This window comes from Phocaeicola coprophilus DSM 18228 = JCM 13818, from assembly GCF_000157915.1.
GTDB lineage: Bacteria > Bacteroidota > Bacteroidia > Bacteroidales > Bacteroidaceae > Phocaeicola > Phocaeicola coprophilus.
On sequence record NZ_EQ973650.1, the window covers coordinates 191,222 to 205,194 of the forward strand.

The following is a 13,973-nucleotide window of genomic DNA, read 5'->3' on the forward strand; positions in this document are numbered from 1 at the left end:
TTTGTTATTAGATTAAAATTTGATTATTTTTGCAATGAGGATGTGCTCTGCAAGGCATTTGATATTTGTTTTGTGATGTTAAAAGAAGGTTTCTGTTAATATAAAGGAATGCCGGTTTAAAACATGTTAAGTGCAGTTGTATGAATGCATTAGGCTATTAATTTTGCCTTCATGAAAAAGTCAACTATTTGGATATTAGGTGTTGTAATGGCTCTCTCTTTTTTAAGTCTGCTTTATCTGCAGGTGAGCTATATTGAAGAGATGGTCAAGATGCGACGGGGACAGTTTGAAGAAAATGTCAACCGTAGCCTGGTACAGGCTGCACGCAATTTGGAATTGGTGGAAACCAAGAAATATCTGGAAAAGGATGTGGCGGCAACTGAACGTGCGGCTCGTCTTTCCGAGCAATTGAAGCAACAGCAGATGAATGGAGGTGGAACCAGTCTGACGGAACATCACCAGTTTTCTGTAACGGCTCCTGACGGAACCCAGATTTCTTCTTTTGAACTGAAGACTATCATGGAGCGTCCGGCTAATGTGCCCAAGGTGATTATTTCTACCGGAAAGAACATTCCTCAGACTTCACGCCGTTTGCAGGAAATCTTGAAGGAACGTTATATTTATCAACGTGCCATGCTGGATGAAGTGGTATATAACATTCTTCGTACGTCCAGCGACAAACCGTTGAAAGAACGTATCAACTTTAAGCAACTGGATCATTTCCTGAAAGCGGAACTGCTGAATAATGGCATTGATATTCCTTATCATTTCTCAGTGACCGATCGGGACGGCAAGGAAGTATACCGTTGTTCGGACTATGCTTATGACAGCGAAAAGATTTATTCCCGTTTGTTGTTTGAGAATGATCCTCCGGCCAAGATGGGATTTGTCAACATATTCTTTCCGACTTTAGATAATTACATTTTCAGTTCGGTCAGATTTATGATACCTTCCATCATCTTTACGCTGGTTCTGTTGGTAACCTTTATATTTACGATCTATATCATCTTCCGTCAGAAGAAGCTGACCGAGATCAAGAATGACTTTATCAACAACATGACCCATGAGTTTAAGACACCGATATCTACGATATCACTGGCTGCACAGATGCTGAACGATCCGGCTGTTGGAAAGTCGCCTGCCATGTTCAAGCATATTTCAGGAGTGATAAACGATGAAACGAAGCGTCTGAGATTCCAGGTTGAGAAGGTCTTGCAGATGTCTATGTTCGAACGTCAGAAGGCTACGCTGAAGATGAAGGAAGTAGATGCCAACGAACTGATCAACGGTGTGATCAATACCTTCCGGCTGAAGGTTGAGAAGTACAACGGAACACTTGATGCGGAATTGAATGCGGAAGATCCGATTGTTTATGTAGATGAAATGCACTTTACGAATGTCATATTCAATTTGCTGGATAATGCCGTGAAGTATAAGAAACCGGAAGGCGATCTGAAACTCAAGGTACGGACCTGGAACGAATCAGGCAAACTTCACATCTCCATTGAGGATAATGGCATTGGTATCAAGAAGGAAAATCTGAAGAAGATTTTCGACAAGTTTTACCGTGTTCATACCGGAAACCTGCACGACGTGAAGGGATTCGGACTTGGACTGGCTTACGTGAAGAAAATTATTACCGATCATAAGGGTACGATACGTGCAGAAAGTGAACTGAATGTGGGAACCCGATTTATAATTGTATTACCTTTATTTAAAGACGAATAATATGGACGAAAAATTACGTATTTTGCTGTGCGAGGATGATGAGAACCTTGGCATGCTATTGAGAGAATATTTGCAGGCAAAGGGCTATTCAGCTGAACTTTGTCCTGATGGTGAGGCCGGTTACAAGGCTTTTTTGAAGAATAAGTATGATATGTGTGTACTGGATGTGATGATGCCTAAGAAAGACGGTTTCGCACTGGCCCAGGAAATCAGACAGGCAAATGCTGAAATTCCTATTATCTTCCTGACTGCAAAAACTCTGAAAGAAGATATTCTGGAAGGATTCAAGATTGGTGCCGATGATTATATAACGAAACCTTTCAGCATGGAAGAGCTGACTTTCCGTATTGAAGCTATTTTGCGCCGTGTACGGGGTAAGCGCAGCAAGGAAAGCAACATCTATAAAATCGGTCGTTTTACCTTCGATACTCAGAAGCAGATTCTGTCTATCGGTGACAAGCAGACCAAACTTACAACCAAGGAATCAGAGTTGCTGGGATTGCTTTGTGCGCACGCCAATGAAATTCTGCAGCGTGACTTTGCCTTGAAGACCATCTGGATTGACGACAATTACTTCAACGCCCGCAGTATGGATGTGTACATTACGAAGCTGCGTAAGCATCTGAAAGAAGATGATTCTATCGAGATTATCAACATTCATGGAAAGGGATATAAACTGATTACTCCGGAAAATGATTGATCTGACAATATGCAATAAAAAAAGAAGCTGTCTCCGAGATTGAAGAGACAGCTTCTTTTTTATTGCTTGAAAGCTGATTATTCAGCAATGCGTTTGTTCAGAACGATATGAGCAACCAGGCCGACAATGATCAGAACGAGTGAAGTTCCCAGGATGTTGTTGCTGTTAACGTTGCCGGTAGCAAAGCAAGCGATCAGAACCACTGCACCAATGATAATCAATATCATTCCTAAATTTTTTAATAAGCTTTTCATGTGTGTCTTCTATTTTTATGGTTTATTTTTCTTGGTTACAAATTAAAGCATAATTCTTTTATCAAGAAAATTATTTCAAGAAAAAAAACTGAATTATATCCAAATATCTTTTTTGCCTTTCGGCAGCCGGCTTAATTTTTCGTATTCGTGAAGATTTTGCGAAGTACCTCCTGGCTGACTCTCAGCTCTTCCAGTGTTAATCCGTGAAGGGCTTCCTTGAGTGTTTTGTTGGCTATGAAGCGTGCTTTCTCTTCCAGTTCCTTTCCTGTTTTTGTCAGATGGATGAGGTTGGTACGCCGGTCTTTCTTGTCCGAAATGCGTACAACCAGATGCTGGCGTTCCATATTGTCAATCAATCGGGTCATGCTGGGCTTGTCCTTGAAGGTGGCGTTGCAGAGTTCCTGTTGTGTTACCCCGTCTTTTTCCCAGAGGAAGAGCAGGACGGTCCATTGTTCCGGAGTGATTTCCATACCGTTCTGTCGGAAATTCCGGCTCAGCTTGCGATTAATGGCTGCGGAAACTTTTCCGTTCAGAATCGCGAATATAAGTTGAATGTCAAAACTGAATTGTTCGATCATGGAATTATTGTTTAAACAACCATGCAAAGATACGACAGAATTGTGTAACCTGATGCAAATTTTTAGGCTTTTTTACAGAGTTATGAAGGGACGGCCCCTTGCAGAAGGTTGTAATACATTGGGCAAAAGGAGGCGGAAGGGTGCGGGAGTTTCGCCTGCCGGCAGGAAATAGCGGACGTCCGGTGAGGTTTGTTTCCTGTGGTTTTGTCCGGGCAGGAAGAGGCCGTGAAAGGTCCGTTTATCCGACAGTCTGACGGAACCGTGGCGGAACTGAATGAATAAAAAAATAATAAAAAGCAGTTAATTGTTTGTATGTTAGAGAAAAAGTCGTACCTTTGCGCCGCAATTGAAAATTTTTTATTAATAATTTAATTAACGAATAGTATGAATCAATACGAAACCGTTTTCATTTTAACTCCCGTTTTGTCTGATGCTCAGATGAAGGAAGCGGTAGACAAGTTCAAAGCTATCCTGACTCAGGAAGGTGCGGAGATCATCAATGAAGAAAACTGGGGATTGAAGAAGCTGGCTTACCCAATTCAGAAGAAATCTACAGGTTTCTATCAACTGATTGAATTCAAAGCTGAACCGTCTGTAATCGAGAAGTTGGAAATTAACTACCGTCGTGACGAACGAGTAATCCGTTTCTTGACTTTCAAGATGGATAAGTTCGCTGCAGAATATGCTGCTAAGAGAAGAAATGTAAAATCAACTAAAAAGGAGGAAAACTAATCATGGCACAGCAACAATCAGAAATCAGATATTTAACTCCGCCTTCAGTAGACGTTAAGAAGAAAAAATACTGCCGTTTCAAAAAGAGTGGTATTAAGTATATCGACTACAAAGATCCTGAATTCTTGAAGAAATTCTTGAACGAACAGGGTAAGATCCTTCCGCGCCGTATTACCGGTACTTCATTGAAGTTCCAGCGTCGTATTGCGCAGGCCGTTAAGAGAGCTCGTCACTTGGCTTTGCTGCCTTTCGTAACTGATATGATGAAATAATTAAAGGAGGAATAAGAATATGGAACTGATTTTGAAAGAAGACGTAGTTAACTTGGGCTACAAGAATGATATTGTAACCGTTAAGTCAGGTTATGGTCGTAACTATCTTATTCCGACAGGCAAGGCAGTTATTGCTTCTCCGGCTGCTAAGAAAATGCTGGCTGAAGAACTGAAACAGCGTGCTCACAAACTGGAAAAGATTAAAAAAGATGCTGAAGCTGTTGCTGAATCTTTGAAGAATGTATCTTTGAAGATCGCTACCAAAGTTAGCGCTACCGGTGCTATCTACGGTTCAGTTAACAACATTCAGATTGCAGAAGAACTGGCTAAATTGGGTCACAACATCGATCGTAAGATCATCGTTGTTAAAGACACTGTAAAAGAAGTTGGTCAGTACAAAGCTATCATCAAACTTCACAAGGAAGTTTCTGTAGAAATTCCTTTCGAAGTTGTTGCAGAAGAAGCTTAATTTGCTGTCTGTAGATACTTAATAGAGCGAGGATGTGTTGGTTTCAACACATCCTCTTTTTGTTTTCCGCAAACCCGGATCTTTTTGGATGCGGACCTTTCCGCTGCCGCCTGTCCGGAAACCTGCGGAGGCAGAAGGAGAGGATTCCGAAAAGGATAAGCGTATCATTCTGAATGATTTTGGGATTTTGTTGTTCAGTTGTCGGAAATAAACTATCTTTATAGCCTAATATTGGAGTTTGGTTATGGTTATAAAAACAATTCTTGATACAGACTTATATAAGTTTACGACATCCTATGCTTATATCAAGCTATTTCCTTATGCGATGGGAACCTTTACGTTCAAGGAACGTGACGATACGGAGTATACGGAGGGATTCCTGCAGGCCCTGAAGAATGAGATTCAGAACCTGAGTGTGGTGGCCCTGACTGCTGAAGAACGTGATTACATGAGCCGTCACTGCCGTTTTCTGCCGCCGGTTTACTGGGAATGGCTTTCTTCTTTCCGTTTTGATCCGGCCCGCATCAATGTCTATCTGGATGAACAGCGTCATTTGCACCTGGAAGTGACTGATTATATGTATAAGGTGACTTTGTACGAAGTTCCCCTGCTGGCCATTGTTTCCGAGATCAAGAACCAGTTCCTGAACCGCTTCCCGGATAAAGAATCCATTCTTCAGCGGCTGGCAGGCAAGGTTGATCTGTCGAACGAAAACGGAATGCCTTTCTCTGAATTCGGAACACGGAGACGTTTCTCTTTCGAGGTTCAGGATATGGTGGTAGGCTATCTGAAGGAACATGCACGCTTCTGCATGGGAACGTCTAACTGTTATCTGGCCATGAAGTACGACATGCGTCCTATGGGAACACATCCCCATGAATGGTTCATGTTCCACGGTGCCCAGTTCGGATACAAGCATGCCAATTATATGGCACTTGAAAACTGGGTAAATGTCTATGACGGAGATCTGGGTACGGCGCTGTCGGATACTTATACGTCTGATTCGTTTCTGTCCAATTTCAGCCGGAAACAGGCTAAGCTGTTTGACGGTGTACGGTGCGACTCCGGCGATGAGTTTGAGTTTATTGACCGCCTGATTGCCCGCTACAAGGAGCTGGGTATCGATCCGACTACGAAGACCATTATCTTCAGCAATGCGCTTGATTTTGAGAAGGCCCTCAAGATATTCCAGTATTGTCAGGGAAAGATCCGCTGCTCGTTCGGCATCGGTACGAACCTGACGAACGACACCGGTTACCAGCCGTCGAATATTGTCATGAAGCTGTCGCGTTGCAAGATGAATGTCAATCAGGAGTGGCGTGAATGCGTCAAGTTGTCTGATGATATGGGAAAACACATGGGAAGCAATGCGGAAGTGGAAGCCTGTCTGTATGAACTGAGACTTGCTTCAGAGAATTGACTCATATGATCTTTTTGACACTTTGACGATCTGGACCTCTGAGAATCCTTTCTTTGTGCAGTGCCTTCTGGGCGAAAGAAAAGAACGGAGCGAAAAGAAGAGTATGTAATTGTATATTAGTGTATTACCTCGCATTTTAACACTTCTGTCGTCTTCATTCCGGTAAGAAAAAGACGTTTTTCTTCCTTCGGACGGCAGAAATCAGGACAACGGGCAGACGATTCAGCCGAAACGTCTGCCCGTTTTGCCTGAATCGGGCCGATATTTGGGCAAAAACGTCGGCTCGTTCTGCCTGATTTGATTAGTCGATTTCGGTCGGATGACCTGTTTTTGGCCCAAATTGCCTGATTTCTGTGCCAATTTTGGCTTTTCTTGTTTAATTTCTTCTCTGGAGTCACCATTATATATAAAGGCCTGGTTAGTAAAAAGCGCCTGAATGTATTAATTTGAATGAATAGAGGCTGTATTTCTTTCATTTTGATAAAACGGCAATTTTATCGGATGATGAATTTTCTGATAAACTTTGTTGATGGTGACAAATTATTATGGAATGAATGAAAAAAGTTTTATTTTTATTTTGATGTTCGGAAATAATACATACCTTTGCAACGTCTTAAAGAAAAAAGTGACTTTTATGAATGCAACGTTTCTACATATTTTGCTGTGCGGTCTGATTAATCTGCTGGAAAAACCGGTGGGGAAGTGAGTCGTGCATGTAACTGAGGTTGCAGTCAAAATAGGAAAAAGCCTTTCTCACTTCCCGGTGTGAAAGGCTTTTTCTTTATCAGTCGGTAATTAAAAATAAAAATGAAGATATATGAGTGACAGATTATTTATTTTCGACACCACATTGAGAGATGGTGAACAAGTACCGGGATGTCAGTTGAACACGGTAGAAAAGATTCAGGTAGCCAAACAGTTGGAAGCTTTGGGAGTAGATGTTATTGAGGCTGGATTTCCGATTTCCAGTCCGGGCGATTTCAATTCTGTCATTGAAATTTCGAAGGCTGTTACCTGGCCGACCATTTGTGCGCTGACCCGTGCGGTGCAGAAAGATATTGATGTGGCGGCCGATGCCTTGAAGTTTGCCAAGCATAAACGGATCCATACAGGTATCGGTACCTCGGATTCCCACATCAAGTATAAGTTCAATTCCACCCGCGAAGAGATCATCGAGCGTGCGGTAGCTGCCGTGAAATACGCCAAGCGTTATGTGGAAGACGTTGAATTCTATGCGGAAGATGCAGGACGTACCGAAAATGAATACCTGGCCCGGGTGGTGGAAGCCGTTATCAAGGCAGGTGCCACGGTAGTCAATATTCCGGATACTACGGGCTACTGTCTGCCGGAAGAATATGGTGCGAAAATCAGATACCTGATGGAACACGTGGACGGCATTGACAAGGCAATTCTTTCCACTCACTGTCACAATGACCTGGGAATGGCGACTGCCAACACCATCAGCGGTGTGCTGAACGGAGCGCGTCAGGTGGAAGTTACGATGAACGGTATCGGCGAACGTGCCGGAAACACTTCTCTGGAAGAAGTGGCCATGATTCTTCGCTGTCACAAGGATATCGACATCGATACGAACATCAATACCCAGAAAATCTATTCAACGAGCCGTATGGTATCCAGCCTGATGAACATGCCTGTCCAGCCGAACAAGGCCATTGTGGGCCGTAACGCCTTTGCCCATTCTTCCGGTATCCATCAGGACGGTGTGCTGAAGAATGTACAGACTTACGAGATTATTGATCCGAAGGATGTCGGTATTGACGATAATGCCATCGTACTGACTGCCCGCAGCGGACGTGCCGCGCTGAAGCACCGTCTGCATGTACTGGGGCTTGAGATGACACAGGAAAAACTGGACAAGGTGTACGAGGACTTCCTGAAGCTCGCCGACAAGAAGAAAGACATCACGGACGATGACATTATGGTGCTGGCAGGTGCAGACCGCAATGTGAACCATCACATCAAACTGGAATATCTTCAGGTGACCAGTGGAGTGGGAGTGCGCTCGGTGGCCAGTCTGGGACTGAACATCAGCGGCGAACACTTTGAAGCCGCAGCTACGGGTAACGGTCCGGTAGATGCTGCGATTAAGGCCGTGAAACAGATCATCAAGCGTCAGATGACCCTGAAGGAATTCACGATCCAGGCCATCAGCAAGGGAAGTGATGATGTGGGTAAAGTACACATGCAGGTGGAATACGACGGACAGATGTATTACGGATTCGGTGCCAACACCGACATCATAGCTGCTTCCGTGGAAGCTTATATTGATTGTATCAACAAATTCAGAAAATAAAAACATGAATACATTATTTGACAAGATTTGGGATGCCCATGTGGTGCAGGAGGTAAAAGAAGGCCCTACACAATTATATATTGACCGTCTTTATTGTCATGAAGTGACCAGTCCGCAGGCTTTTTCCGGGATGCGTGCCCGTGGCCTGAAGTGTTTCCGTCCGGAGCGTATCTACTGTATGCCCGACCATAACACGCCGACACACGATCAGGATAAGCCCATTGAGGATCCGGTTTCGAAAGCACAGGTGGATGCCCTGGCCAAAAATGCGGCCGATTTCGGGCTGACTCACTTCGGAATGATGGACAAGCGGAACGGAATCATCCACGTGGTAGGTCCGGAACGCGGACTGACTTTGCCGGGAATGACCATTGTCTGCGGGGACTCCCATACTTCCACTCACGGCGCGATGGGCGCTGTGGCGTTCGGTATCGGAACCAGTGAAGTGGAAATGGTCATGGCTTCCCAGTGTATTCTTCAGGCACGGCCGAAGACCATGCGTATTACCATCGACGGCCAGCTGGGTAAAGGCGTAACGGCCAAGGACGTGGCGCTTTACATGATGTCGAAGATGACCACCAGCGGGGCTACGGGTTATTTCGTGGAATATGCAGGCGAAGCCATCCGCAGCCTGACTATGGAAGGACGACTGACACTCTGCAACCTTTCGATCGAAATGGGTGCCCGCGGCGGTATGATCGCTCCGGATGAAGTCACTTTCGAGTACATCAAAGGACGCGAATATGCACCCAAAGGCGAGGAATGGGACAAGGCGGTAGCTTATTGGAAGACCTTGAAGAGCGATGACGATGCCGTATTCGACAAGGAAGTGCGCTTCGATGCAGCCGACATTCAGCCGATGATCACCTATGGAACCAATCCGGGTATGGGCATGGCCGTCACTTCGCATATCCCGACAACGGAAGGCATGAGCGAAGTGGAAAAAACATCTTTCGTCAAATCCATGCAGTATATGGGCTTCCAGCCGGGCGAGTCTTTGCTGGGCAAGAAGATTGACTATGTCTTCCTCGGTGCCTGTACCAATGGCCGTATCGAAGATTTCCGCGCCTTCGCTTCGCTGGTGAAAGGCCGGAAGAAAGCAGCTCATGTAACCGCATGGCTGGTTCCCGGTTCCTGGATGGTGGACGCACAGATCCGTGAGGAAGGGCTCGACAAGGTATTGGCTGAAGCCGGTTTCGAGATCCGTCAGCCCGGATGTTCAGCCTGTCTGGCCATGAACGACGACAAGATTCCTGCCGGAAAGTATTCGGTTTCTACCAGCAACCGTAACTTTGAAGGCCGTCAGGGACCCGGTTCCCGCACTTTGCTGGCCAGCCCGTTGACGGCTGCCGCTGCTGCCGTGACCGGAGTAATTACGGATCCCCGTGAATTGATGTAATGATGCATACTTATTAATCCGAAAACAAATGAAACAGAAATTCAATATCATAACAAGCACCTGTGTGCCCCTTCCTTTGGAAAATGTGGATACCGACCAGATCATTCCGGCCCGTTTCCTGAAGGCAACGACCCGCGAAGAGAAATACTTTGGCGACAATCTGTTCCGCGACTGGCGCTACAATGCCGACGGAACCCTGAACAAGGACTTTGTGTTGAACAATCCCCTGTATGGCGGATGCATTCTTGTGGCAGGCAAAAACTTCGGAAGCGGTTCAAGCCGTGAGCATGCGGCGTGGGCCATTGCAGGCTATGGATTCCGTGTCGTGATCTCCAGTTTCTTTGCGGATATCCACAAGAACAACGAGTTGAACAACTTCGTATTGCCGGTGGTGGTGAGCGAAGATTTCCTGCAGGAGCTGTTCCGCAGTATTGCCACCGATCCGAAGACGGAAGTGGAAGTGAATCTTCCCGAACAGAAAGTGACCAACAAGGCAACCGGACGTTGCGAGACTTTCGAGATCAATGCCTACAAGAAGCATTGTCTGATGAATGGTCTGGACGACATCGACTTCCTGGTTGAAAATAAAGATAAGATTGCAGAATTTGAAAACCGCCGGGCCGGCCTTTAAGGCAGCCCGGTTCATGTAAAAGCCTATGAACCATCCGAAAATAGAAATAATGGATACCACCCTGCGCGACGGTGAGCAGACCAGTGGCGTATCGTTCGTGCCTCATGAAAAGCTGATGATTGCCCGTATGCTGCTGGAAGATCTGAAGGTTGACCGCATAGAGGTGGCTTCCGCACGTGTCTCGGACGGAGAGCTGAATGCAGTCCGGATGATCTGCGACTGGGCGGCCCGTCATGATTTGCTGTCGCGGGTGGAAGTGCTGGGCTTTGTAGACGGTGGGGTTTCAGCAGACTGGATTCATCAGGCGGGAGGCCGGGTGATCAATCTGCTGACGAAAGGATCGGTGAAACATTGCCGCTATCAGCTGAAAAAGACACTTGAAGAGCATGCCGGTGACATTCTGCAGGTTGTGGAATATGCCCATACGTTGGGGATGGAAGTCAATGTCTATCTGGAAGACTGGAGTAACGGCATCAAGGATTCGCCTGAATATGTCTTTGGACTTATCGATCGGCTGAAGGACAGTGGAATCCGTCGGTTCATGCTTCCTGATACGCTGGGTGTGCTCAATCCTTTGCAGGTTATCGAGTATATGCGCAAGATGAAGAAGCGTTATCCCGATCTGCATTTCGACTTTCATGCGCACAATGACTACGATCTGGCGGTAAGTAATGTGCTGGCTGCCGTGCTGAGCGGAGTGAAAGGACTGCACACCACCATCAACGGTCTGGGTGAAAGAGCGGGAAATGCTCCGCTGGCCAGCGTGCAGGCGATCCTGAAAGACCATTTCCATGCCGTGACAAACATTGACGAAAGCCGGTTGAACGAGGTGAGCCGCGTGGTGGAATCTTATTCCGGTGTCGTCATTCCGGCGAACAAACCCATTGTGGGAAACAGTGTGTTTACCCAGGTGGCCGGAGTACATGCCGACGGAGACAACAAGAACAATCTCTATTGTAACGACTTGCTGCCTGAACGTTTCGGCCGTGTCCGCGAGTATGCACTGGGCAAGACTTCGGGAAAGGCAAACATCCGGAAGAATCTGGAGCAGCTGGGACTGGAGCTGGATGATGAGTCGATGAAGAAGGTAACCGACCGGATCATTGAGCTGGGTGACCGCAAGGAGCTGGTGACTCAGGAAGATCTTCCTTACATCATTTCGGATGTACTGAAGCACGATGTAACCAATGCCCGTGTACGTCTGCTCAGCTATTTCGTGACGCTGGCGCAGGGACTGAAGCCTATGGCGACACTCAGCATTGATATCAACGGAAGAGTCTTTCAGGAAAGTTCAAGCGGTGACGGTCAGTATGATGCCTTTGTCCGGGCGCTCCGCAAGATCTATAAAGGTACGCTGGGACGGACTTTCCCGATGCTGGTCAACTATGCGGTAACGATTCCTCCCGGAGGTCGTACGGACGCTTTCGTGCATACGGTCATTACCTGGAGTTATCAGGGCCGTGAGTTCCGTACGCGCGGACTGGACGCCGACCAGACGGAAGCTGCGATTAAGGCAACCATGAAAATGCTGAACATGATTGAAGAAGGTTATGCAGATCCCGTTCCGGCAGAATGAAGGGAATACAAAATAGAGTACAAACATTTTAAACGATAAAAAAAGATGATGGATTTTAAGATAGCAGTGTTGGCCGGTGACGGTATCGGACCGGAGATTTCGGTACAGGGAGTAGATGTCATGACGGCCGTTTGTGAGAAGTTTGGCCACAAGGTTTCGTATGAATATGCCATTTGCGGTGCAGATGCCATTGATAAGGTGGGAGATCCGTTCCCCGAAGAAACTTATCAGGTGTGCAAGCAGGCAGATGCCGTTCTCTTTTCAGCTGTGGGTGATCCGAAGTTTGACAACGATCCGACGGCGAAGGTCCGCCCCGAACAGGGATTGCTGGCCATGCGCAAGAAGTTGGGACTCTTTGCCAATATCCGCCCGGTACAGACGTTCAAATGCCTGGTGCATAAGTCACCGCTGAAGGCTGAACTCGTGGACGGCGCTGATTTTCTCTGCATCCGCGAGCTGACAGGCGGCATGTATTTTGGGGAGAAATATCAGGATAACGACAAAGCATACGATACGAATATGTACACGCGTCCGGAGATTGAACGTATTCTGAAGGTGGGATTCGAATATGCCATGAAGCGCCGCAAGCATCTGACGGTGGTGGATAAAGCAAACGTGCTGGCTTCTTCACGCCTGTGGCGTCAGATTGCGCAGGAAATGGCTCCGCAGTATCCGGAAGTGACTACCGACTATATGTTTGTGGACAATGCTGCCATGAAAATGATTCAGGAACCGAAGTTCTTCGACGTTATGGTGACGGAGAATACTTTTGGTGACATTCTGACCGATGAAGGTTCCGTGATCAGCGGCTCAATGGGACTGCTTCCTTCGGCATCTACGGGCGAAAGCACTCCGGTATTCGAACCGATCCATGGCTCCTGGCCGCAGGCAAAAGGACTGAATATTGCCAATCCGCTGGCTCAGATCCTGTCGGTTGCCATGCTGTTTGAGTATTTTGACTGTAAGGAAGAGGGCGCACTGATCCGCCGGGCTGTAGACGCTTCACTGGACGCTAACGTGCGTACACCTGAAATTCAGGTGGAAGGCGGCGCCAAGTATGGTACGAAGGAAGTGGGTGCCTGGATTGTGGATTACATCCGCAAGGCCTGATCTTTTCAGCCGGTTTCCTGTCTGTGAAAAGTATTGCAGGCATCTGGAGGGAGGAGTCCCTGGCAGATGCCTGCAAAAAAAGTCTGATAACCGGAAGCAGTCCGGTGGGAGATTCAGAATTTTCTGACGCGGATGTGGCAGTAAGGTTCGCCTCCCGTCTTGTCATAATAATGCTGGTGGTAATCTTCGGCAGGCCAGAAAACAGTGGCCGGAGTCAGCCGGGTGTTTACTTCATATCCTTTTTCCCGCAGCAGGGCGATAACGGCTTCAGCCTGTTGCTTCTGTGCTTCATTCAGGTAGAAAATCTCGCTTCGGTATTGCGGACCGATGTCCGGACCTTGTCCGTCGATCTGTGCCGGATCGTGGATTTCAAAAAACAGTTTGCACAAATCGGTGTAGGTGGTCTCTTCAGCATCAAATTCCACGAGGGTAGCTTCGGCATGTCCTGTGGTGTGTGCCTTTACTTCCTGATACGTCGGGTTCTCTTTGTCACCTCCGATGTAGCCTACCTCAGAGCGGATCACTCCTTTAGCCCGCTCAAACTGATGTTGTGCTCCCCAGAAGCATCCGCAGGCGAAAATAGCTTTTTCCAGTTTCATGTTTGTTGTCTTTTTAGTTTGGTTCGGCGGACTGCAGCCGGCCGGAACGGAATGTTCGTACGGACAGTCCTTGGTCTAATGATTGTTCAAACTTACAAAAAGTTTTTAATATCCGTGCCCCTTCGCAAATTATTCTGTTATCTTTACCTCCCGAATGAATATTTTCAAACTGATCCGAACATGAAGAAACT

The 13,973-nt window shown here is 46.7% G+C and carries 14 protein-coding genes; 11 read left to right on the forward strand and 3 right to left on the reverse strand.

Annotated elements, in window-relative coordinates:
- Positions 1-171: 171 nt before the first annotated feature.
- The gene (locus tag BACCOPRO_RS15215) at positions 172-1,728 is read left to right on the forward strand and encodes a sensor histidine kinase (protein WP_008144998.1); all 1,557 of its coding nucleotides are present in this window, start codon (positions 172-174) and stop codon (positions 1,726-1,728) included.
- Between the two features lies 1 nt (position 1,729).
- The gene (gene rprY / locus BACCOPRO_RS15220; protein WP_008144999.1) at positions 1,730-2,428 is read left to right on the forward strand and encodes a response regulator transcription factor RprY; all 699 of its coding nucleotides are present in this window, start codon (positions 1,730-1,732) and stop codon (positions 2,426-2,428) included.
- Between the two features lie 77 nt (positions 2,429-2,505).
- On the opposite strand, the gene BACCOPRO_RS18115 is transcribed toward rprY, so the two are convergent.
- Positions 2,506-2,655 carry a hypothetical protein gene (locus tag BACCOPRO_RS18115; RefSeq protein ID WP_162231586.1) on the reverse strand — a complete coding sequence of 50 codons (150 nt, stop codon included), beginning with the start codon at positions 2,653-2,655 and terminating at the stop codon, positions 2,506-2,508.
- 158 nt (positions 2,656-2,813) lie between these two features.
- A complete protein-coding gene (locus tag BACCOPRO_RS15225; RefSeq protein ID WP_008145002.1) occupies positions 2,814-3,260 on the reverse strand; it encodes a MarR family winged helix-turn-helix transcriptional regulator in 447 nt (148 codons plus the stop codon).
- A 384-nt stretch (positions 3,261-3,644) separates the two neighbouring features.
- Between BACCOPRO_RS15225 and rpsF the strand changes: the two genes are divergently transcribed.
- From rpsF to leuB, 9 genes are all read left to right on the forward strand, one after another.
- On the forward strand, positions 3,645-3,992 hold the full coding sequence (gene rpsF, locus BACCOPRO_RS15230) for a 30S ribosomal protein S6 (RefSeq protein ID WP_008145004.1): 348 nt from the start codon (positions 3,645-3,647) through the stop codon (positions 3,990-3,992).
- 2 nt (positions 3,993-3,994) lie between these two features.
- The gene (gene rpsR / locus BACCOPRO_RS15235) at positions 3,995-4,264 is read left to right on the forward strand and encodes a 30S ribosomal protein S18 (protein ID WP_005841178.1); all 270 of its coding nucleotides are present in this window, start codon (positions 3,995-3,997) and stop codon (positions 4,262-4,264) included.
- 19 nt (positions 4,265-4,283) lie between these two features.
- A complete protein-coding gene (gene rplI, locus BACCOPRO_RS15240; protein ID WP_008145006.1) occupies positions 4,284-4,733 on the forward strand; it encodes a 50S ribosomal protein L9 in 450 nt (149 codons plus the stop codon).
- A gap of 244 nt (positions 4,734-4,977) precedes the next feature.
- Complete coding sequence (pncB, locus tag BACCOPRO_RS15245) at positions 4,978-6,153, forward strand: nicotinate phosphoribosyltransferase (RefSeq protein WP_008145012.1); 1,176 nt, start codon at positions 4,978-4,980, stop codon at positions 6,151-6,153.
- A gap of 817 nt (positions 6,154-6,970) precedes the next feature.
- Positions 6,971-8,467 (forward strand): 2-isopropylmalate synthase, encoded by a 1,497-nt coding sequence (locus tag BACCOPRO_RS15255; protein ID WP_008145018.1) that lies wholly within the window; start codon positions 6,971-6,973, stop codon positions 8,465-8,467.
- Positions 8,468-8,471: 4 nt separating this feature from the next.
- Positions 8,472-9,866, forward strand: a complete 1,395-nt coding sequence (gene leuC / locus BACCOPRO_RS15260; RefSeq protein WP_008145019.1) for a 3-isopropylmalate dehydratase large subunit — start codon at positions 8,472-8,474, stop codon at positions 9,864-9,866.
- A 28-nt stretch (positions 9,867-9,894) separates the two neighbouring features.
- On the forward strand, positions 9,895-10,497 hold the full coding sequence (gene leuD, locus BACCOPRO_RS15265) for a 3-isopropylmalate dehydratase small subunit (RefSeq protein WP_008145021.1): 603 nt from the start codon (positions 9,895-9,897) through the stop codon (positions 10,495-10,497).
- A 25-nt stretch (positions 10,498-10,522) separates the two neighbouring features.
- The gene (locus tag BACCOPRO_RS15270; RefSeq protein WP_008145023.1) at positions 10,523-12,073 is read left to right on the forward strand and encodes a hydroxymethylglutaryl-CoA lyase-like TIM-barrel protein; all 1,551 of its coding nucleotides are present in this window, start codon (positions 10,523-10,525) and stop codon (positions 12,071-12,073) included.
- Positions 12,074-12,121: 48 nt separating this feature from the next.
- Positions 12,122-13,183 (forward strand): 3-isopropylmalate dehydrogenase, encoded by a 1,062-nt coding sequence (gene leuB, locus BACCOPRO_RS15275; protein WP_022277939.1) that lies wholly within the window; start codon positions 12,122-12,124, stop codon positions 13,181-13,183.
- A gap of 113 nt (positions 13,184-13,296) precedes the next feature.
- Here leuB and msrA read toward each other — a convergent pair whose 3' ends face one another.
- Complete coding sequence (gene msrA / locus BACCOPRO_RS15280) at positions 13,297-13,782, reverse strand: peptide-methionine (S)-S-oxide reductase MsrA (RefSeq protein WP_008145027.1); 486 nt, start codon at positions 13,780-13,782, stop codon at positions 13,297-13,299.
- Positions 13,783-13,973 lie beyond the last annotated feature (191 nt).

Bases quoted from the DNA above. Each gene is read 5' to 3' on its own strand.
- BACCOPRO_RS15215 (WP_008144998.1), top strand. From the start codon at position 172: ATGAAAAAGTCAACTATTTGGATATTAGGTGTTGTAATGGCTCTCTCT.
- rprY (WP_008144999.1), top strand. From the start codon at position 1,730: ATGGACGAAAAATTACGTATTTTGCTGTGCGAGGATGATGAGAACCTT.
- BACCOPRO_RS18115 (WP_162231586.1), bottom strand. From the start codon at position 2,655: ATGATATTGATTATCATTGGTGCAGTGGTTCTGATCGCTTGCTTTGCT.
- BACCOPRO_RS15225 (WP_008145002.1), bottom strand. From the start codon at position 3,260: ATGATCGAACAATTCAGTTTTGACATTCAACTTATATTCGCGATTCTG.
- rpsF (WP_008145004.1), top strand. From the start codon at position 3,645: ATGAATCAATACGAAACCGTTTTCATTTTAACTCCCGTTTTGTCTGAT.
- rpsR (WP_005841178.1), top strand. From the start codon at position 3,995: ATGGCACAGCAACAATCAGAAATCAGATATTTAACTCCGCCTTCAGTA.
- rplI (WP_008145006.1), top strand. From the start codon at position 4,284: ATGGAACTGATTTTGAAAGAAGACGTAGTTAACTTGGGCTACAAGAAT.
- pncB (WP_008145012.1), top strand. From the start codon at position 4,978: ATGGTTATAAAAACAATTCTTGATACAGACTTATATAAGTTTACGACA.
- BACCOPRO_RS15255 (WP_008145018.1), top strand. From the start codon at position 6,971: ATGAGTGACAGATTATTTATTTTCGACACCACATTGAGAGATGGTGAA.
- leuC (WP_008145019.1), top strand. From the start codon at position 8,472: ATGAATACATTATTTGACAAGATTTGGGATGCCCATGTGGTGCAGGAG.
- leuD (WP_008145021.1), top strand. From the start codon at position 9,895: ATGAAACAGAAATTCAATATCATAACAAGCACCTGTGTGCCCCTTCCT.
- BACCOPRO_RS15270 (WP_008145023.1), top strand. From the start codon at position 10,523: ATGAACCATCCGAAAATAGAAATAATGGATACCACCCTGCGCGACGGT.
- leuB (WP_022277939.1), top strand. From the start codon at position 12,122: ATGGATTTTAAGATAGCAGTGTTGGCCGGTGACGGTATCGGACCGGAG.
- msrA (WP_008145027.1), bottom strand. From the start codon at position 13,782: ATGAAACTGGAAAAAGCTATTTTCGCCTGCGGATGCTTCTGGGGAGCA.